This window comes from Micromonospora sp. NPDC006431 (assembly GCF_042870725.1).
GTDB lineage: Bacteria > Actinomycetota > Actinomycetes > Mycobacteriales > Micromonosporaceae > Micromonospora.
The window spans coordinates 309,428-328,905 of record NZ_JBIAHQ010000005.1; the positions used below are offsets into that span (position 1 = coordinate 309,428).

Here is a 19,478-nt window from a genome sequence, read left to right on the forward strand (position 1 = left end):
CGTACATTTCGAGAACTGGACCCTTCCCCCGAGCAGCCGTTCCCGGCAAGCTAGACGGGTGATGGTGCGCGAGTGGGACCCTCGAACCGCGTCGTCCGCCGAGATCGCGTCGCTGCTGGACACGCTGAACGCGGTCCTGGCGGCCGACCTGCCGCAGGATCCGCCCTGGCGGGAGAGCTCGCTGCGGGAATACCTCTCCGAGGTCATGCCCGGTGAGCGGCGGATCTCCTGGGTCGCTCAGGCCGAACCGGCCCCGGACGGCACCCCGAGCCCGATGCTGGGGCACGTCAACGTGCTGCTGCTCGGTGGCATCGGGGTGCTGGAGGTGCTGGTGCACCCGGTCGTCCGGCGCACCGGGCTGGGCCGCGAGCTGGTGCGGGTGGCCGGGCGCCGGGTCTGGGAGGAGGGCTTCCAGTCGATCGGCGTGGAGGTGGTCGGCGACACCCCGGCCCTGGGGTTCTACGAGTCGCTCGGCTTCGCCCGCGAATACGTCGAGACCCGCAGCGTGCTCGACCTGCGCACGGTGGACTGGCCGGCGCTGGCCGAGATGGCCACCGGCGTCGGCGCCGGCTACCACCTCGAGTTCTGCCCGGGCGGCCCGCCGGACGACCTGATCGAGGCGTACGCCCGGGCCAAGGCCGAGGTGCGCGATGTGGACGACGGCGAGCTTCGGCCCAGCTCGTACGACCCGCAGCGGCTGCGGGACAGCCTGGACACGCTGCACCGGCGGGGCATGAAGCCGTACATCGTGCTCGCCCTGCACGAGCAGACCGGCGAGGTGGCTGGGCTGACCGAGGTGGTGGTGCCGGCGCAGCACCCGACCCGGGCCGACCAGTACGACACCATCGTCGTCCGGGACCACCGCGGCTACGGCATCGACCGGGCCATCAAGGCGCGGATGCTGCGGGAGCTGCGCTCGGCCGAGCCGGAGCTGGCCGAGGTGCAGACCTGGAACGCGCAGGCCAACGAGGCGATGTTGAAGGTCAACGCGGAGCTGGGCTACCGCCCGGACCGCGAGTGGTGTGAATACAGCGTGGACGTCGCCGAGCTGGTGCACCGGCTCGACAGCCAGCGCTGACGGAAGTTCACCAACAGGCCACCCGGGGGATGGACGTCGGACCGGGTCGACTCTTAACGTTCGTTAGTTCCCGCCCACCCATCGTGGAGGCCCCATGCGCCCGCGCCGCACCTTCGCCGCGCTCGCGACGACCGCCGCCGTCACCGCGACGGCCATCGGCGTCGCGCCCCCAGCGGCCAGCGCCGCGCCCACCGACCTGTTCATCTCCGAGTACGTCGAGGGCCTGTCCAACAACAAGGCCATCGAGCTCTACAACGGCACCGGTGCCCCGGTCGACCTGGCCGCCGGCGGCTACCAGCTCCAGTTCTTCTTCAACGGCGCCACCACGTCGACGAACGTCGCGCTGAGCGGCACCGTCGCCCCCGGCGACGTCTTCGTCTTCGCCGCCGCCACGGCCGCGCCCGCGATCCTCGCCCAGGCCGACCAGACGTACGGCGGTTCGCTCTACAACGGCGACGACGCGATCGTGCTGCGCAAGGGCGGCACCGTGCTCGACTCGATCGGGCAGGTCGGCGTCGACCCGGGCACCGAGTGGGGCACCGGGCTCATCAGCACGGCCGACAACACCCTGCGCCGGCTGCCCTCGGTCACCTCCGGCGACACCGACCCGTCGGACCCGTTCAACCCGGCTGTGCAGTGGGCCGGCTTCCCCACCGACACCTTCGACGGGCTGGGCAGCCACACCATCGACGACGGTGGCCCGGTCGACCAGCCGGCCACGCTGGGCTGCGGCGGCACGCTGACCGTCGAGTCGGGCGGCACGGCGACCCGACAGGTCACCGCCAGCGACCTCGACGACGCCGTCACCGATCTGGCGGTCACCGGGGTCAGCCCGGCGCCGGCGAGCGGCTCGATCAGCCGTACCGCCTTCAGCCCGGCCCCCGGGGTCGGCGGCACGGCCACCGCGACGCTGACCGCGACCGGCCTCCCGGCCGGCTCGTACGCGGTCACCGTGACCTCGACCGACACCGACGGCGGCACCGCCACCTGCACCCTCACCGTGCAGGCCACCGCCCTGCTGTCGGTCGGCGAGGTGCAGGGCCAGACCCGCGACGACGAGGATGGCAGCACCGACCGGTCACCGCTCGCCCCGGCCAGCGGCAACGGCACCAGCTCCGCTCTCTACGACGTGCGCGGCGTGATCACCCAGAAGTCGCTCACCCGCAGCTCCGCCGGGGCCGACCAGTACGGCTTCTACCTGCAGAGCCGCACGGGCACCGAGGACGGCGACCCGCTCACCTCGGACGGCATCTTCGTCTTCATGGGCTCGTTCACCACGTTGATCGGCGGCTACGCGCCGACCGTCGGCGACGAGGTGGTGCTGCGCGCCCGGGTCTCGGAGTTCTTCAACCAGACCCAGCTCTCCAGCGCCTCGCTGGTCCGCAAGCTCGACTCCGGGCTGGACGTGGACAGCGTCGTGCAGGTCGATGACGCCCTGCCGCCGGCCGACGCGGCCGCCGCCGCCCGGTACTGGGAACGGCACGAGGGCACCCGGATGCGGGTCCGCTCCGGCAGCGGCGTGTCCGCGCCACGGCACATCTTCGCCTCCACCGCGGACTCGGAGATCTACGTGGTGGACCGCGAGGACCCGATCATGCAGCGGACCGATCCGTACGCCCGCCGGGTGTTCCGGGACGCGCACCCGCTGGACGACATCCCGGGCACGCTCTTCGACAATGGCAACAACCAGCGCATCCTGCTGGGCGCCGGCGGCGTGAAGGCGACCGCCGGGGACTCGACCGCGCTGCTGCCCGAGGCCCGCACGTACGACACGCTCACCGAGGACGCCTACGGGGCCATCTCGTACGCGTTCAGCAAGTACAGCGTGCAGCCGGAGCAGCTGACGCTGACCGGTGGGGCGGATCCGGCGAAGAACAACCCGCCGCAGCCGGCGGACCGGCACGCCGAGGTCGCGGTCGCCACCTACAACCTGGAGAACCTGTACGACTACCGGGATGACCCGTTCGACGGCTGCGACTTCGCCGGCAACGCGGGCTGCACCGGGGTCAGCCCGCCGTTCGACTACGTGCCGGCCAGCGAGGCGGAGTACGCCGCCCGGCTGAACGTGGAGGCCCGGCAGATCGTCAACGCGCTGCACAGCCCGGATCTGATCATGGTGCAGGAGGCGGAGGACCAGGACATCTGCGCGGTGGCCGACGGCAAGCTGGTCTGCGGCGACACGAACAACGCCGACGGCGCGCCGGACACCGTCCAGGAGCTGGCGCTGGCCATCACGGCCAACGGTGGCCCCGCCTACGCGGCGGCGTACGACCGGACCGGCTCGGACGCCCGGGGCATCACCTCGGCGTTCCTCTACCGCACGGACCGGCTGACCCTGGCCCCGGCGTCCGCGACCGACCCGCTGCTGGGCACCGCCCCGACCGTGCAGTACCGCTCGGCGGGGCTGCCGTCCAACGCGGACGTGCAGAACCCGAAGGCGTTCAACGCGGTGCTGCCGGCCGACGTGGACCGTTCCACCGGCGTGGACGGCGCCAACGTCTACACCCGGGCGGCGCAGCTGGCCAAGTTCACCGTGGCGGCGGCGCCGGGCTCGGCCGAGCACTACCCGCTCTACGCGATCAGCAACCACTACTCGTCCGGGCCGGACACCCGGGTCGGGCAGCGGCGGGAGCAGGCCGCGTACGGGGCCGCGCTGGTGCGGGCCATCGAGGCGAGCGACCCGGACGCCCGGGTCATCTACGGCGGTGACCTGAACGTCTTCCCGCGGCCGGACGACCCGATCGCGACCGGGGCGAACCCGACCCCTTCGGACCAGCTCGCCCCGCTCTACCAGGCCGGGATGCACAACCTCTGGGACGACCTGGCGGCGGACGTGCCGGCGGCGGCCTACTCGTACACCTTCAATGGGCAGGCGCAGACACTGGACAACCTGTTCGCCAACGGCAAGCTCCACGGCGACCTGGTGCAGATCCGCGCGGCGCACATCAACGCCGACTACCCGACCGACGCCGAGGGCCTCGGTGACCGGGGCGCCAGCGACCACGACCCGCAGGTGGCCCGGTTCCGCTCCCGGGCGTCGCTGAGCGTGGCCGACGCCTCGGTGGTCGAGGGCAACAAGGGCAACAGCACCCTGGCGTTCACGGTGACCGTGTCCCGGCCGCTGTCCGAGCCGGTCCTGATCTGCGCCGCCACCTACGGCACCACCGCGCAGGCCGGGTCGGACTACGACCCGTACGTGGGCTGCCGGACGCTGGCCGCCGGCCAGACCTCGCTCGCCTTCCCGGTGACCGTCCGCGGTGACAAGAAGCGCGAGGCGGACGAGCAGCTCACCCTGTACGTGGCGGGCGTGCCGGGGCTACGGCTCGCCGACCCGGTCGCCGTCGGCACCATCCTGAACGACGACTGACGGTCCGTTCCGCGTAGCGGCCCGCCGTCCGGCTCGCCAGCCGGACGGCGGGCCGATCTCGTGGGTGCGCCGTCGCGGCCGGGGCGGGGGCGGTACGCCCCGGTACTTGGCCACCCGCACCTCCCACTGGCTGCGCCGGCGCAGGGCGTCCCGGACCGCCCGGTCGCGATAGAAGGTCTCCGGTGGCCGGGCGAGGCCGTACCGGTCGGCCCACCATTCCCCCGGCTCCGGATCGGTGACGACGTCGAGGTGGGACGGGTACCTTCGCTCCGCCCCGTCCCGCAGGTCGGCGCGGTCGCGCATGGGCTTGAGCACCCGGCCCGAGTCGTCGACCACGGCGAGGCGGAACCCCGCCACGCTGATGATCCGGCGCAGCATGGCGATGCTCGGCGTCAGCGAGCCCGCCTCGATCCGGCCGATGGTTGTCGGATGCACCCCGGCGAATCGGGCCAGCTCCCGCTGGCTGGCGTCGGCCCGGCGGCGGACCGCCCGGACGATCCCGGCCGCGGGCCATGGGGCGTCGAAGGGCTCGGTGAGCATCGTGGGCGGTTCCCCAGTCTCCTCGGTCCGGCCGGGTTGTTCGGGAGTGTCGGGCTCGGTCACGCCGCCACGCTCTCGCCGTGGGCGGCACCGCGACAACCCCGACCCGCACGGCTGTGGACAACCAAGGTGCCTGTGGACAACCCCGCGACCGCGTCGGTGGCCCGTGCTGGTGCGCCGGCCGAGCCGGCCCGACGGGCCGACGGGCCGACGGGCCGATGGGCCGGCTAGTCGTCACTCCGCGTGAACATGACGCTGGGTGACACCACCAAGGCCGCCAGAGGCCTGAACCACCTCAGCCAATGCCCGCAGAAACTCCAAATTGGACAAATGACCCCGCCGGCGCACCCGCCCCGACCCACCCCCATCCCCCCTTTGCTCTGCAGCCACATACGCATCGGACACGGTGCGTTGCTTGCTGCGTGGATGGCTGCAGAGCAAAGTGAGTGAATGGGGGGTCAGGGAGCACGGAGGCCAGTACTGAGGGTGACGAGCCGCTGAGCCGCAGCACCCGTCCACTCTCCAGGCCGATTCGTCGAGCCGAGCGTGCTCGTGCCACAGACGCGCTGGCCCCGGAGATGCCGCCTCGGGGCACTGGCGACGCCGCCCAGAGTGGCGGCGCAGGCACCGCCCAGAGCGGCGGCGCAGGCACCGCGCCCGGGCGCCCGGCCGTACCGCCTCATAACAGCCTGGGAACGAACCCCGTCGCCGTTCAGTAGCGCTCGCGGAGCAGCTTGGCCGCCTCGACGGCCCAGTAGGTGAGGATGATCTGCGCGCCGGCCCGACGGATCGAGGTGAGCGTCTCCAGCATCACCCGCTCCCGGTCGACCCAGCCGTTCGCGGCGGCCGCTTCGACCATCGCGTACTCGCCGGAGACCTGGTAGGCGGCGACCGGGACGTCCACCGCGGCCCGGACCGCCGACACCACGTCGAGGTACGGCAGGGCCGGCTTGACCATCACCAGATCGGCGCCCTCGGCCACGTCCAGCTCGACCTCGCGCAGGGACTCCCGCAGGTTCGCGGGGTCCTGCTGGTAGGCGCGCCGGTCGCCCTCCAGCGCCGACTCGACGGCGTCCCGGAACGGGCCGAAGAACGCGGAGGCGTACTTGACCGCGTACGCGAGCACCGCCACGTCCTGGTGGCCGGCGGCGTCCAGGGCCCGGCGGACCACGCCGACCTGGCCGTCCATCATCCCGGACGGACCGACCATGTGGATCCCGGCGTCGGCCTGCGCGACCGCCATCCGGGCGTACGCCTCCAGCGTGGCGTCGTTGTCCACAGTGCCGTCCGGAGCGAGCAGGCCGCAGTGCCCGTGCGAGGTGAACTCGTCCAGGCAGAGGTCGCTCATCACCACGGTGGCGTCGCCGACCTCGGCGACGACGTCCCGGATGGCGACGTTGAGGATGCCGTCCGGGTCGAGGCCGCCTGAGCCGGTGGCGTCCCGCCCGGTGGGCACCCCGAAGAGCATCAGCCCGCCCACACCGGCCTGGACCGCCTCGACGGCGGCCTTGCGCAGCGAGTCCCGGGAGTGCTGGAGCACCCCCGGGAGGGACGCGACCGCTCGTGGCTCGGTCAGCCCCTCCCGGACGAACATCGGCAGCACCAGCTCGGCCGGGTCGAGGCGGGTCTCGGAGACCAGCCGCCGCACGGCTGCGTTACGGCGCAGCCGGCGGGGCCGGATCTCGGGGTACGGCACGGGAGCCTCCTGTCAGCGGAACCTCAGGGCGGTCGGCCCCTGCACCTTCGAGCCCCGGCGCTGCTTGGCCGGCATGGCGGCGAGCTTCTCGCGCAGCTCGACGGCGTAGGCGGCGAGCGCCTCCACCAGATCGGGCACCGAGGCGTGCGCAGGCTGCACGTCCACCCGCAGGCCGAACTCCGTGGCGGTCTCCGCCGTCTTGGGCCCGATGACAGCAACCACGGTACGCGCGTGCGGCTTCCCGGCGATGCCGACCAGGTTCCGGACGGTGGAGGACGAGGTGAAGAGGACCGCGTCGAACCCGCCCGACTTGATCGCGTCGCGGATCTCGGCCGGCGGCGGTGCCGCCCGGACGGTCCGGTACGCGGTCACGTCGTCGACCTCCCAGCCGCGCTCGGTGAGCCCGGCGGCGAGGGTCTCGGTGGCGATGTCGGCGCGCGGCAGCAGCACCCGTCCGACCGGGTCGAGGATCTCGTCGTGCGGCGAGAACTCGGCCAGCAGGCCCTCCGAGGACTGCTCGCCCGAGGGCACCAGCTCCGGCTGGATGCCGAACGCCCGTACCGCGTCCGCGGTGGCCTCGCCGATGCAGGCGATCTTGACGCCGCCGAAGTGCCGGGCGTCCAGGCCGTGCTCGGCGAACTTCTCCCAGACCGCCCGGACCGCGTTCACCGAGGTGAAGATCACCCAGGCGTACCGGCCGTCGACCAGGCCCTTGACCGCCCGCTCCATCTGCGCGGGGGTACGCGGCGGCTCGACCGCGATGGTCGGCACCTCGCACGGGATCGCCCCGTACGCGCGCAGCCGCGCGCTCATCACGCCGGCCTGCTCCTTGGTCCGGGGGACGAGCACCTTCCAGCCGTACAGCGGCCGGTTCTCCCACCAGCTCAGCTTGTCCCGCTGGCTGACGCTCTCCCCGACGGTGAGCACAACCCGCCCGGTGAAACCGAGCGCCGCGGCGACGAACGAGTCCACGGTCGACGTGGTGGTGTACTGCGTCTCGCCGGTGCCGTCGCCGGTCACCCCGACGGCGGTGGTGCCGGCCACCCCGGCGGCCAGCAGGCCGTCGCGGATGGCGGCCAGGTCACCGGCGTCCACGGCCAGGGCCAGCGAGCCCCGGCTGACGGCCGCGGCCAGCGCGTCGAAGTCCAGCGCGGTGACGTCCTCGACGTCCGCCACGGTCCGCACCCCCGGCAGCGGCACACCCGCGTAGGTGGCCACCCCCTCGGCCTGGCCGACGCCCGGGACCACCTCGAAGTGCGCAGCGGTACGCGCCACCGCCTGCACCTCCTTGACCACCGAGTCGTGACCGAACGGGTCGCCGGCGACCAGGTGCACCGCGTTCTGCCCGGAGCGGGCCGCGGAGATCAGCACCTTCGCCACATCCCCCGGTACGCCCTCGGCCGGGCTGAACTGGGCGTCGGACTTGGCCTGGGCGCGGACGTGCTCGAGCAGCGACTCGGGGATTCCCCGGTCGTACACCACCTGATCGGCGTCGACCAGGGCGTCGTGCGCCCGGCGGGTCAGCAGGCCCGGGTCGCCGGGTCCGGCCCCGACGAACGCGATACGGCCTGCGGGCTTACGGGTGCGGGTCATTCTGTGCTCCCAATTTGCTGGGTCCCCGGACCGGCGTGTCCTTCTTGGCCGAGGATCGTGTCGGCGCCGAGTTCGAGGAGTTCGGCGGCGAGTGCCTTGCCGATCTCCGCCGCGTCGGCGGGCGTTCCGGTGCGGGACAGCCGGATGTCACGGGAACCGTCCGGGCTGATCACCGCCCCGCGCAGGTAGATCTCCTGGACGACATCGCCCTCGGCGGTTGAGCCGGTTGGCTCGCCTTCGGCGAGGACGCCGTAGGCGGCGACGGGCGCGCTGCACCCGGCCTCCAGGGTGGCCAGCAGTGCCCGCTCCGCGACGACCGCGGCGCGGGACGGTGCGTGATCGAGCAGTGCGAGCAGCTCGATCAGGTCCTGGTCGTCGACCCGGCACTCCACCGCCAGCGCGCCCTGGGCGGGCGCGGGCAGCATCAGCATCGGGTCGAGCGTCTCGGTGATGACGTCGGTCCGGTCCAGCCGGGCGAGCCCGGCCCGGGCCAGGACGATGGCGTCCAGGTCGGCGTCCGGGCCGAGCACCCGGCCGAGCCGGGTGTCCACGTTGCCCCGGATCGGGGTGACCTCGAGTTGCATCCCCAGCGCGTGCAGCTGGGCGATGCGGCGCAGCGCGCCGGTGCCGACCCGCGCGCCGGGCGGCAGCTCAGCGAGCGTACGGCCGTCCCGGGCGACCAGCGCGTCGCGCGGGTCCTGCCGGGGCGGCACCGCCGCGATGTGCAGGCCGGGGGCCTCCGCCGTGGGCAGGTCCTTGTACGAGTGGACGGCGAAGTCGATGACGCCGGCGGTCAACGCGTCCCGCAGCGCGGAGACGAAGACCCCGACGCCGAGCCGGTGCACCGGCGCGGCGGAGCGGTCGCCGGCGGTCACCACCTCGACCAACTCGACCTCGCGGCCGGTGGCCGCGGTGAGGGCCGCGGCGACATGGCCCGACTGGGCCATCGCCAGGGCGCTGCCCCGGGTGCCGAGGCGCAGGGGAGCGGTCATCGCGCACCTCCGGTGGGCGGGAAGTCCAGGGCGTCGAACGACGAGCGGCCGTCGGTGTCGGTCGCCACCACGTCGGGCACGGTGTCGACCGGGGAGGTCTGCGGCACCTCCAGGTCGAACAGCTCGCGCAGCAGGGCGGCGTACTGGTCACCGCCCGGCTCGGCGGCGAGCTGGCGCACCCGTACGGTCGGCTGGTGCAGCAGCCGCTGCACCACCCGGTGCACGGTGCGGGCGACCTCGGCACGCTGGTCGTCGGTGAAGTCGGGACGGCGCTGGGCGAGCCGGCGCAGCTCGGCGGTGACCACGTCGTCGGCGCGCCCGCGCAGCGCGGCCACGGTGGGCGCCACGTCCGCGCCGCGCAGCCAGCTGAGGAACGCCTCGACCTCGCCGCCGACGATCCGGGTCACCTCGGCGGCGTCGGCGGCGGCGGGACCGTCGGCGAGGATGGCCGCCATCCGGTCGATGTCGATCACCTCGACGCCGGGCAGCGCGGCGACGCCCTCCTCGACGTCGCGCGGGACGGCCAGGTCGAGCAGGACCAGCGGGCACCGGCCGGCGTCCCGCCGGGCCGTCGCCCGGGCCACCACGTCGCGGGTGAGGACCGGTTCAGTCGCCGCGGTGGCGGCCACTACGATGTCCACTGTGGAAAGCGCGTCGACCAGCTCGGCCATCGGCACGGCGTTCGCACCGTACGATTCGGCCAGCCGGACGGCCCGGTCGGCGCCCCGGTTGGTCACGGTCAGCGGCCCGGCGCCCAGCCGGGACAGAGTGGCCACGCCGAGCGAGCCCATCGCACCCGCGCCGACCACCATGGCGGGCCGGCCGGCCAGGTCGCCGTCGAGCAGGTCGGCGGCCAGGTCCAGGGCGGCGGTGACGACGCTCTGACCGGCCCGGTCGATGTTGGTCTCGGCGTGCGCGCGCTTGCCCACCCGCAGCGCCTGCTGCATCAGCTCGTGCAGCAGCCGGCCGGCCGAGTCGGTGCCGCTGGCCGAGTGGTAGGCGTCCCGGAGCTGGCCGAGGATCTGCGCCTCGCCGACCACCATCGAGTCCAGCCCGGCGGCGACCCGGAAGACGTGGTCGACGGCGGCGGCGTCGTAGTGCACGTAGAGGTGGTTGGCGAGCGCCGCCGGCGGGCAGCCGGCCTGCTCGGCCAGGACCGCACAGATGTCGCCGAGGCCGCCGTGGAAGCCGGAGACGGCCGCGTACACCTCCACCCGGTTGCAGGTGGAGACGAGCACGGCCTCGGCGACGTACGGCTGGGCGACCAGGCGGTCCAGGGTGCGGGTGAGATCGGCGGGCGGGACCGCCAGCTGCTCCAGCGTGGCAACCGGGGCGGTGCGGTAGGACGCGCCGACGACGAGCAGTTTCACGTGCCGATCGCCTCCTGGGTGTCGGTGGCCCCGAGCCCGCCGGGCAGGGCGGTGAGGGCGGACCCGCCGGAGGCGGGGAGCGCGGTCAGCGACGCCTTGCGGTGCTCGTGGAAGGACAGGATCTGCAGCTCGATCGCGAGGTCGACCTTGCGCACGTCGACCCCCTCCGGAACTGAGAGTACGCACGGCGCGAAGTTGAGGATGCTCGTCACGCCGACAGCGACGAGTTGGTCGGCCACCGCCTGCGCGGCGGACGCCGGGGTGGCGATCACGCCGATCGAGATCGACTCCTCGGCCGCGACCCGGGGCAGCTCGTCGACGTGCCGGACGGTCAGGCCGCTGATCTCCTCGCCGACCCGGGACGGGTCCGCGTCGAAGAGCGCGGCGATCCGGAAGCCGCGGCTCGCGAAGCCGTCGTAGCCGGCCAGGGCGTGACCGAGATTACCCACGCCGACCAGGGCGACCGCCCGGCGCTGGGTGAGCCCGAGCACGAACTCGATCTGGTCGATCAGCAGCCCGACGTCGTAGCCGACCCCGCGGGTGCCGTACGAGCCGAGGTGGGAGAGGTCCTTGCGCAGCTTCGCCGAATTCACCCCGGCGGCGTTGGCCAGCCCTTCGCTGGACACCGTCTCGTGGCCGGTTTCGGCGAGATTGTGCAGGGCACGGAGGTACTCCGGGAGCCGAGCGACGGTCGCCTCGGGCAGGTCCGGGAGCGCCGGTACGGCACCAGCGCGACCGGGCGCGCCAGGGTGACGGTGCTGACTCATGAGACTCCGTGCGGTGCGATCCTCGACCAGCGTCGGCGGCCGGTCGTTTCGGGACTCCCGCTGGCGACCGATGGTGCCGGCTGTGCTAGCAGGGCGCGTCGGAACTACAGAGTAGGCGCTTGTGAAGGGGTGCACAAATCGCGATCTTGCTGGCCCGCGACGTGCCTCCACCTGCCCCTCCATTTCACAAGATCGATTGACCGCGCTCGGTAGGCGCCGCTCGGCGATTATTGCTCAATCCCGACTTCTCTGACCAATCGCACGCGCCTGGTCGCGCTGTGTCACGGACAACGGGGCGTTTTCCCCACCCGGGGTAGGGAGAACCTCACCCCGGAGAGGCCGGTGCACGGGATGGGTCCTGCGGGCGCCGGCCCATAGCCTCGGGGCATGACCGCAGTACCGCTGGCCACCGCGCCCACTCCCACCACACCCGCCCCCGGCCTCGGCCGGCGGCTCCTGCGCGACTCCGGCTACGTGCTGGCCGGCCTGCCGCTGGCGCTGGTCGGCTTCGTGCTGGCCGTGGTGGGAATCTCCCTCACCGCCGGGTTGCTGGTCACCACCCTCGGCCTGCCCGTGCTCGCCGGCACCCTGTACGCGGCCCGCGCGCTGGCCGATCTCGAGCGGCTCCGGCTGCCCGCCGTGCTCCGCCAACCCCGGGTCCGCCCCGTCTACCTGACTCCCGTGCCCGGGGCGGGCTACTGGCGGCGGCTCCTGGTGCCGATGCGCGACGCCCAGTCCTGGCTCGACCTGCTGCACGCCTTCGTCAAGCTGCTGGTGACGCTGCCCACCTTCGTGATCGTGCTGGTCTGGTGGGCGGTGGCCGTCGGCGGCACGCTCTACTTCACGTACGACTGGGCGATCCCGCACGGCCCGGGCCAGCAGGACCTCAGCGAACTGCTCGGAATGGGCGTCGGGCCCGTCCCGCGGATCGCGTTGAACACCTCGTTCGGGCTGTTCTGCCTGCTCACCCTGCCGCTGGTGGCCCGGGGCTGCGCCCGGCTCCAGGCCGGCCTGGCCCGCTCCCTGCTCACCGGCGTGGCCGAGATGCGACACCGGATCACCACGCTGGAGGAGCAGAAGCGGGCCGCCGCCTCCGCCGAGGCGTCCGCGCTGCGCCGGCTGGAACGGGACATCCACGACGGCCCGCAGCAGCGGCTGGTCCGCCTCGCCCTGGACCTCAGCCGGGCCCGCCAGCAGCTCGCCGTCGACCCGGAGGCCGCCCGCCGGACCCTGGACGAGGCGGTCACCCAGACCCGGGAGACCCTCGACGAGCTGCGCGCCCTCTCCCGGGGGATCGCCCCGCCGATCCTGGTCGACCGGGGCCTGCCGAGCGCCCTGGCCGCCCTCGCCGCACGCGCCCTGGTCCCCACCGAGCTGCTGGTCGACGACGACCTGGGTACGCCCGGCGGCCGGCTCGACCCGGCGGTGGAGAGCACCGCGTACTTCGTGGTGGCCGAGGCGCTCACCAACGTCGCCAAGCACAGCCGGGCCACGGCCTGCCGGGTGGAGGTGGCCAGCCGGGTCGGCCGGCTGGAAATCGGCGTGGCGGACGACGGGGTCGGCGGCGCCCACCTGGCCAAGGGGCACGGCCTGAGCGGCATCGCCGACCGGGTACGGGCGGCCGGCGGCGTGCTCGACGTGTCCAGCCCGGCCGGCGGTCCCACCCTCGTCCATGCCGAACTGCCCCGCTGACGGGGACCCGGAGGGCGGACCGGTGACCGAGGACGTGATAGACAGCGGACCCATGCGGGTGGTGATCGCGGACGACGCCGTACTGCTCCGGGAGGGGCTGGTCCGGCTGCTGACCGAGTCGGGACACGAGGTGATGGCGGCCGTCGGCGACGGCGACGCCCTGGTCGAGGCGGTGGTGACGCACCAACCGGACATCTCGGTGGTGGACGTGCGGATGCCGCCCTCGCACACCGACGAGGGGCTCCGGGCGGCCGTGGAGGCGCGCCGCCGGGTGCCCCGTACGCCGGTCCTGGTGCTCTCCCAGTACGTCGAGGTGTCGTACGCCGACGACCTGCTCGCCACGACCGGCGGCGCCGGTGGTGGCGGGATCGGCTACCTGCTCAAGGACCGGGTGGCCGCGATCGACGAGTTCCTGGAGGCGCTGGGCCGGGTGGCCGCCGGCGGCACGGTGCTCGACCCCGAGGTGATCAGCCAACTGCTGGTCCGGCGGCGGCGCGACGACCCGCTGGCCGCGCTGACGCCGCGCGAGCGGGAGGTGCTCGCCTTGATGGCCGAGGGCCGCTCCAACACCGCGATCGCCCGGACGCTGGTGGTGAGCGACGGCGCGGTGGAGAAGCACGTCCGCAACATCTTCACCAAGCTCGACCTCCCCCAGGACGCCACGAACCACCACCGCCGCGTCCTAGCCGTCCTAACCCACCTCCGCGCCTAACCCCCCTCCCCTCCCCTGCCCGGACCTCCGCCCGATGCGTTGATCATGAGGTTAGCGGCGGCCGCGCCGGCGTGTCGCGCCGCCAACCTCATGATCAACAGGGTCAGCCGCCGGGGGGCGGGGAGAGGGGGCAGGGTGGGGTTAGGGGAGGGTGCGGGCGAGGGTTACCGCCTGGGTGAGGGTGTCGGCGACGGGGTGGCCGGAGGCGCGGAGGCGGGCGGGATCGGAGAGGCCGCCGGTGTAGAGGACGCAGCGGGCGCCCACCGAGAGCGCCGCGTCGGCGTCGTCCAGCGAGTCGCCGATCAGCACCACCTCGCGGCCGGCGAGCCCGAGCTCGGCCAGGTGCTTCTCCAGCCACTCGGCCTTGCGGCCCCCGCCTACCGCGGACCGCAGCCCGTCCACCCGGGTGAAGTGCGGGGTCAGCCCGTACGTGTGCACCGTCGGGACCAGCTCGTCGTGGAACCACATGGACAGCAGGGACTGGCTGCCCGGCCAGGCGGCGATCGCGGTGGTGGCGTCGGCGGCCAGCGCGCAGCTGGTCAGCCCGGCCCGGTACGCGTCGTGGAAGATCCGGTCGAGCCGGCCGAACGCGTCGTCGTCGATCGCCTGCCCCAGCATCTCGGCGTAGTAGTCGGCGATCGGCCGGCGGAACCGCACCCGGTGCTCGTCGGCGGTGACCGCCGGACCGCCGGCGCTGGCGAAGGCGATGTTGGTGGCCTGGACCACCAGGTCGAGGTCGTCGAGGAGGGTGCCGTTCCAGTCCCACACCAGGTGGCCGCGTGTCGAGGTCATCGCTGCACGATAAGCGGCCGGTCAGAGCTGCGGGGTGGTCAGGTCCCGCAGCAGGCGATCCTCCTCGACCCGCCAGTAGCCGTGCTCCCTGCCGTCGAGCAGCACCACCGGCAGCCGGTCGCCGTACTCGCGTTCCAGCTCGATCTCGTCGGTGACGTCCCGCTCGATCCAGCGGTCGCCGGTGACGGCCACCACCCGGTCGAGCGCCGCTTTCGCGTCCTCGCAGAGGTGGCAGCCGGGCCGGGTGATCAGGGTGAGCCGGGCGTCACGGCTGGACATCGGGTACCTCCGTGCGGATCTCGGTCGGCGGGGCCGGTGACGGCACCGGGGGCGCCGCCGGGCGGAGCTCGGTCTTGCGTACCTTGCCGATCGCCGAGTAAGGCAGGCTGTCGACGAACTCGACGGCGGTCGGGCACTTGAACCGGGCCAGGTTACGCGCGCAGTGGCCGAGCAACTCCTCCGCCGTCGCCGTCGAGCCGGCCGCCCGCACCACGTACGCCTGGACAGTCTCGCCGGTCCGCGGGTGCGGCACCCCGAGGACGGCCGACTCGGCCACCCCGGGATGCGCCTGGAGCACCGACTCCACCTCGTGCGGGTAGACGTTGAAGCCGTTGACCAGGATCAACTCGCCGAGCCGGTCGACCAGGAACAGGTCCCCGTCGGCGTCGGCGTACGCCACGTCGCCGGTGGCCCACCAGCCGTCCGCGTCCGGCCCGCCCCGCCCGTCCGGCCAGTAGCCGGCGAACAGGTTGTCGCCCCGGACCACGATCTGCCCCGGGTCGGTGCCCTCCGCGCCGTCGGCGAGGTCCAGCTCGTCGGCGTCCTCCTCGACGGCGGGCACGCCGTCCCGCCAAAGGTCCACGCCGTCCGGCCCGACCAGGCGCAGCCCCACGCCGGGCAGCGGGCGGCCGATGGACCCGGCCTTGGGCTGGCCGCCGACCAGCGTGGAGGTGAGCACCGGGGCGGTCTCGGTGAGGCCGTACCCGACGTGCACCCGGTGCCCGGTGGTCTCGGTGAAGCGCGCCGCGACCGCCGGCGGCAGCGGGGCCGCCCCGCACACCGCCACCCGCACCGAGGCCAGCGCCGCCGCCCCCGCCGCGCCCGCCTCGGCCCAGGTCAGGAACATCGACGGTACGCCGACCAGCACGCTGACCCGGTGCCGGGCGAGGTCGGCGAGCGCCCCGTCCGGGCCCAGCTCGTCGACCAGCACCCCGGTCGCCCCGTGGTGCAGCACAGCCCCGAGCCCGGAGTTCAGGCCGTACGCGTGGAACAGCGGCAGGGCGAGCAGCACGGTGTCGTCGGGGCCGACCACCGGCGGGTCGATCCGGCCGACCTGCCCGTGGTTGGCGGCCAGGGCGCGGTGCGACAGCATGGCACCCTTGGGCCGGCCCTCGGTGCCGGAGGTGTAGAGCAGGACGGCGAGGTCGTCCCCGCCCCGGGTGGGGAGGTCGACCGGGCCGTCACCGCCGGTGACCGGCGGGGCGGTGTACACGGCGGCCAGCGCGGGCAGGTCGGCCCGGTTCACCCGGTCGCGGACCTCGGCCGCGCAGACCAGCACGGCGGCCCCGGAGTCGGCGAGCACGTGCCGCAGTTCCCGGGCGGTGAAGCCCGGGTTGACCGGCACCGCCACCAGGCCGGCCCGGAGCGCGGCGAGGTAGGCGACCACGAAGTCCGGGGTGTTGCCGAAGGCGATCGCGACCCGGGGCGGGTGCTCGTCGCCGACCGCCGGCCGCGCCGCTCCGGCCAGTGCCCGGGCGGTGGCGGTGACCGCCGCGTCCAGTTGAGACCAGGTCAGGGTCCGGTCGCGCCAGTGCAACGCGGGGCGGTCACCGTGAGCGACGGCCGCCCGGCGGAGCCGGTCGGCGAGGTTCGGCGCGGAACTGTCGACTGCGTCCTGCACGGTGGCTGAGTCTGGCACAGCCACGTCCACCCGGCCACGCCCCGAACGCCGGCCGCGCCGGCCCGCCCACCCCGGTCCTGCGGACGGGACCGCGCGGTGGCCCGTCCGGCCCGCTGTCCGGGCACGCGGGGCCGTCCCCTCCGGACAGCCGCCGCGACACGCCGAGGGCGATACGAAAACCGCTCCGACCAGGACTTTCCACTCAGAACCAGGTTCCGATGCGAAAGTCAACCGCACACGACGGACAACGGGTCCGCCATCGGTGCGACACGAGCGGAAATACTTCCGCCCTGTGTAACGGACTTGCCACGCGTGGGTGACGTTGGCCCTATCATCACTCGGGTCGGCTCACCCGATTTGCCGTGAGTCGACACCCCTCAGCCCGAGGAGGCCCCCGTGCCTGTGAGCGCATTGGACCAGCACCTCAAGGGGATCTGCCGCCCGTCGGCACGTCCCGGGACGACCCTGCCCGGCCGGGGCGTACCCGGTCCCGCCGCGACGCCGCGGCGGCCGGTGCGGCCGTGCCCCGTCTGGATCGGGGAGGCGCGGTGACCACCTTCGGCTACGCGGAACGGCCGACCGGGGTGACCGGCCCGACCCAGCGGATCCCCGTGAACGAGCGGCTGGAGCCCGACGGCGCCCGGTCGCCGCGCGGCGCTCGGCGCGCCGAGCTGGAGCTGTCGCAGGCCCCGCGCACCGCGCCCGACGGATGGGGCCTCGCGGTGCGGGGCGAGGGGGCCCGGCGGGTCCGCAACCGCTCCCACCACAACGAGGCGCCGCCGCGCCCGGCGGTCCCCGGCGGCAACGCGAAGCCGGCCGCCGGCCGGCTCGGCGCCCCGTCCCGGCCGACCATGCCGGCGCAGGGCCGGCGCCCGGGCGACGGCCCAACCACCGCCGACCCGTCGGCCGGGGAGACCGCCATCCTGCCGGCGGTGCCGGCCGCCGACACCGCGGTGCTGCCCGCGGTGCCCGCCACCGCGGCCCCGGCCACCGGCTACCCGAGCCGCCCCGACCCGTCCGACCCGGCCACCGAGGTCTGGGCCCTGGTCGAGCGGGCGCAGGCCGGCGAGTCCGAGGCGTTCGGCCTGATCTACGACCGGTACGTCGACACGGTCTTCCGCTTCGTCTACTTCCGGGTCGGCAACCGCCAGCTCGCCGAGGACCTCACCTCGGACACGTTCCTCCGCGCGCTCAAGCGGATCGGCAGCTTCACCTGGCAGGGGCGCGACCTCGGCGCCTGGCTGGTCACCATCGCCCGCAACCTGGTCGCCGACCACTTCAAGTCCGGCCGCTACCGGCTGGAGGTCACCACCGGGGACGTGCTCGACGCCGACCGGGAGGACCGGGGGCCGGAGGGCAGCCCGGAGGCCGCGGTCGTCGAGCACATCACCAACGTCGCGCTGCTCACCGCGGTGAAGCAGCTCAACCCGGAGCAGCAGGAGTGCATCGTGCTCCGCTTCCTCCAGGGCTTCTCGGTGGCCGAGACCGCCCGTGCCATGGGCAAGAACGAGGGCGCCATCAAGGCGTTGCAGTACCGGGCGGTGCGGGCCCTGGCCCGGCTGCTGCCCGACGGCTTCCAGCCCTGATCCACACCGCTTCCCCGCCCCGGCGGGACACCGCGCTGCGGGCTCCGCTGCCCGTGACGACGATCACGCTTTGTGATTTCGCCACCGGCCGCCCCGTAACCGCTGACCGGCGCGGTCCGTTTCTCCGGGTGCGACCAGTGGTTGTCCGGCGTCCCCCGGCCCACCCGGTCCGGTGCGCACGGTCGGCCGTCTGGGCCAGCCGTCGGCGTTCGCTGCCACCGGTCGCTGGTGACGACGACGGCCGTCCGGCCGTGACCAGTGAGAGGGGGTGCCTGCGGTGGACAGCAACCTCTTCTCCCGTCGGCGGGCCGAGCGTTTCGCGCAACTCCTCGACGAGGCCAACGGCGGCCGGCGGCACCACGTCCGTTCCCGGGCCGACGACGAACTCGCCCCACTCGTCGCGGTGGGCCAGCGGCTCGCCACCGACCGGCCGGCTGTGGAGGTCGACCCGGACTTCCGCGCCGGGCTGCGCGCGATGCTGGTCGCCACCGCCGAGCGGGAGGGCGTGGGCACCCCGGCGCAGGCCGGTACCGCCCCGGCGAGCACCGGCGCCCGCGGCTCCCTGCTGCCGGCGGCGACCGGCCGGCGGATCCGCGCCCGCGGGGCCATCCTGGTCGGCGTGGCCGCCGGGGCGGTCGCCCTCTCCGGCATCTCCTTCGCCAGCGAGAACGCGCTGCCCGGCGACGCCCTCTACGGCATGAAGCGCTCGACCGAGCGCGCTCAGCTCGCCCTGACCAGCTCGGACATCAGCCGCGGACAGCTCTTCCTCGACTTCGCCCGGACCCGGCTCGACGAGGCAGCCACCGTCCACGGTGACCGGTTCGGCTTCAGCACCGTCCTGGACGACATGGACGCCGACACCCGGCAGGGCATCCGCCTGCTGACCACGGTGGCCGCGCAACGCTCCGACCCGGCCCCGCTGGACGCGATCGACGCGTTCCTGACCGGTCAGCGGCACGCGGTCAGTGGTCTGCTCGACCGGGTGGATCACACCTACCAGGACCGCACCCGCCGGTCGCTCGCCCTGCTCGACGTGGTGGGCCGGCGCGCTGATGGGCTCCGCGCGGCGATCGCCTGCGGGCTACCGGCACCAGCCGCCAGCGACGCGCTGGGCCCCGCCCCGGTCAGCTGCCCCGGCGACCGCTGACCGCCGGCCGCCGGGCCGGCGCGGCGGCGGCAACCGTTCGCGCCACCGCACCGAGCCGTTCGCTCCTCCGCGGAGCCGTTTCGCGCCACCGCGCCGAGCCGTCTCGCGCCACCGCGCCGAGCCGTCCGCGCTCCCGCGTGGTGGCCGGAGCCGCTCGCGCCACACTTCGCCACGCGGACACCCGGCCGTCACAGCGCGCCGGATAGGCTCGCCGGGGAACACGTTCGCGCTCGCCGACGGGAGGAG

The 19,478-nt window shown here is 74.0% G+C and carries 15 protein-coding genes; 6 read left to right on the plus strand and 9 right to left on the minus strand.

Going from position 1 to position 19,478, the window contains the following annotated elements; genetic code table 11:
* Positions 1-61 precede the first annotated feature (61 nt).
* Positions 62-1,078, plus strand: a complete 1,017-nt coding sequence (locus ACFYM6_RS13020; RefSeq protein ID WP_387275092.1) for a GNAT family N-acetyltransferase — start codon at positions 62-64, stop codon at positions 1,076-1,078.
* Positions 1,079-1,172: 94 nt separating this feature from the next.
* Entirely contained in the window at positions 1,173-4,445 is a 3,273-nt protein-coding gene (locus tag ACFYM6_RS13025) for a lamin tail domain-containing protein (RefSeq protein ID WP_387275016.1), read from the plus strand.
* Here ACFYM6_RS13025 and ACFYM6_RS13030 read toward each other — a convergent pair.
* The 6 genes from ACFYM6_RS13030 to ACFYM6_RS13055 form a co-directional block, all read right to left on the minus strand.
* Positions 4,395-5,048, minus strand: coding sequence for a helix-turn-helix transcriptional regulator (locus ACFYM6_RS13030; protein WP_387275017.1), 654 nt, complete (start codon positions 5,046-5,048; stop codon positions 4,395-4,397). The genes ACFYM6_RS13025 and ACFYM6_RS13030 overlap by 51 nt on opposite strands.
* 649 nt (positions 5,049-5,697) lie before the next feature.
* Positions 5,698-6,681: a porphobilinogen synthase gene (hemB, locus tag ACFYM6_RS13035; protein WP_387275019.1), complete on the minus strand. Its 984-nt coding sequence runs from the start codon at positions 6,679-6,681 to the stop codon at positions 5,698-5,700.
* A gap of 12 nt (positions 6,682-6,693) precedes the next feature.
* Positions 6,694-8,274: a uroporphyrinogen-III synthase gene (locus ACFYM6_RS13040; protein WP_387275021.1), complete on the minus strand. Its 1,581-nt coding sequence runs from the start codon at positions 8,272-8,274 to the stop codon at positions 6,694-6,696.
* Positions 8,271-9,266 carry a hydroxymethylbilane synthase gene (gene hemC / locus ACFYM6_RS13045; RefSeq protein WP_387275023.1) on the minus strand — a complete coding sequence of 332 codons (996 nt, stop codon included), beginning with the start codon at positions 9,264-9,266 and terminating at the stop codon, positions 8,271-8,273. The genes ACFYM6_RS13040 and hemC overlap by 4 nt, the downstream gene beginning before the upstream one ends.
* Complete coding sequence (locus tag ACFYM6_RS13050; RefSeq protein ID WP_357438434.1) at positions 9,263-10,636, minus strand: glutamyl-tRNA reductase; 1,374 nt, start codon at positions 10,634-10,636, stop codon at positions 9,263-9,265. The genes hemC and ACFYM6_RS13050 overlap by 4 nt, the downstream gene beginning before the upstream one ends.
* Positions 10,633-11,403, minus strand: a complete 771-nt coding sequence (locus tag ACFYM6_RS13055) for a redox-sensing transcriptional repressor Rex (RefSeq protein WP_387275026.1) — start codon at positions 11,401-11,403, stop codon at positions 10,633-10,635. Before ACFYM6_RS13055 ends, ACFYM6_RS13050 begins: the two co-directional genes overlap by 4 nt.
* Positions 11,404-11,790: 387 nt before the next feature.
* On the opposite strand from ACFYM6_RS13055, the gene ACFYM6_RS13060 reads away from it, so the two are divergent.
* A complete protein-coding gene (locus tag ACFYM6_RS13060) occupies positions 11,791-13,095 on the plus strand; it encodes a sensor histidine kinase (protein ID WP_387275029.1) in 1,305 nt (434 codons plus the stop codon).
* Between the two features lie 52 nt (positions 13,096-13,147).
* Positions 13,148-13,807: a LuxR C-terminal-related transcriptional regulator gene (locus ACFYM6_RS13065; protein WP_387275094.1), complete on the plus strand. Its 660-nt coding sequence runs from the start codon at positions 13,148-13,150 to the stop codon at positions 13,805-13,807.
* A gap of 141 nt (positions 13,808-13,948) precedes the next feature.
* Here ACFYM6_RS13065 and ACFYM6_RS13070 read toward each other — a convergent pair whose 3' ends face one another.
* Genes ACFYM6_RS13070 through ACFYM6_RS13080 form a run of 3 tightly spaced genes read right to left on the minus strand, consistent with a single transcriptional unit; the run spans position 13,949 to position 16,499 of the window.
* Positions 13,949-14,599 (minus strand): HAD family hydrolase, encoded by a 651-nt coding sequence (locus ACFYM6_RS13070; RefSeq protein WP_387275030.1) that lies wholly within the window; start codon positions 14,597-14,599, stop codon positions 13,949-13,951.
* Positions 14,600-14,620: 21 nt separating this feature from the next.
* Positions 14,621-14,878: a glutaredoxin family protein gene (locus ACFYM6_RS13075; RefSeq protein ID WP_357438445.1), complete on the minus strand. Its 258-nt coding sequence runs from the start codon at positions 14,876-14,878 to the stop codon at positions 14,621-14,623.
* Positions 14,865-16,499 (minus strand): AMP-binding protein, encoded by a 1,635-nt coding sequence (locus ACFYM6_RS13080; RefSeq protein WP_387275032.1) that lies wholly within the window; start codon positions 16,497-16,499, stop codon positions 14,865-14,867. The genes ACFYM6_RS13075 and ACFYM6_RS13080 overlap by 14 nt, the downstream gene beginning before the upstream one ends.
* 548 nt (positions 16,500-17,047) lie before the next feature.
* Here ACFYM6_RS13080 and ACFYM6_RS13085 point away from each other — a divergent pair.
* Positions 17,048-18,085 (plus strand): ECF subfamily RNA polymerase sigma factor, BldN family, encoded by a 1,038-nt coding sequence (locus ACFYM6_RS13085; RefSeq protein WP_387275034.1) that lies wholly within the window; start codon positions 17,048-17,050, stop codon positions 18,083-18,085.
* Positions 18,086-18,362: 277 nt separating this feature from the next.
* On the plus strand, positions 18,363-19,232 hold the full coding sequence (locus ACFYM6_RS13090; protein ID WP_387275036.1) for a DUF5667 domain-containing protein: 870 nt from the start codon (positions 18,363-18,365) through the stop codon (positions 19,230-19,232).
* The last annotated feature ends 246 nt before the right edge of the window (positions 19,233-19,478 follow it).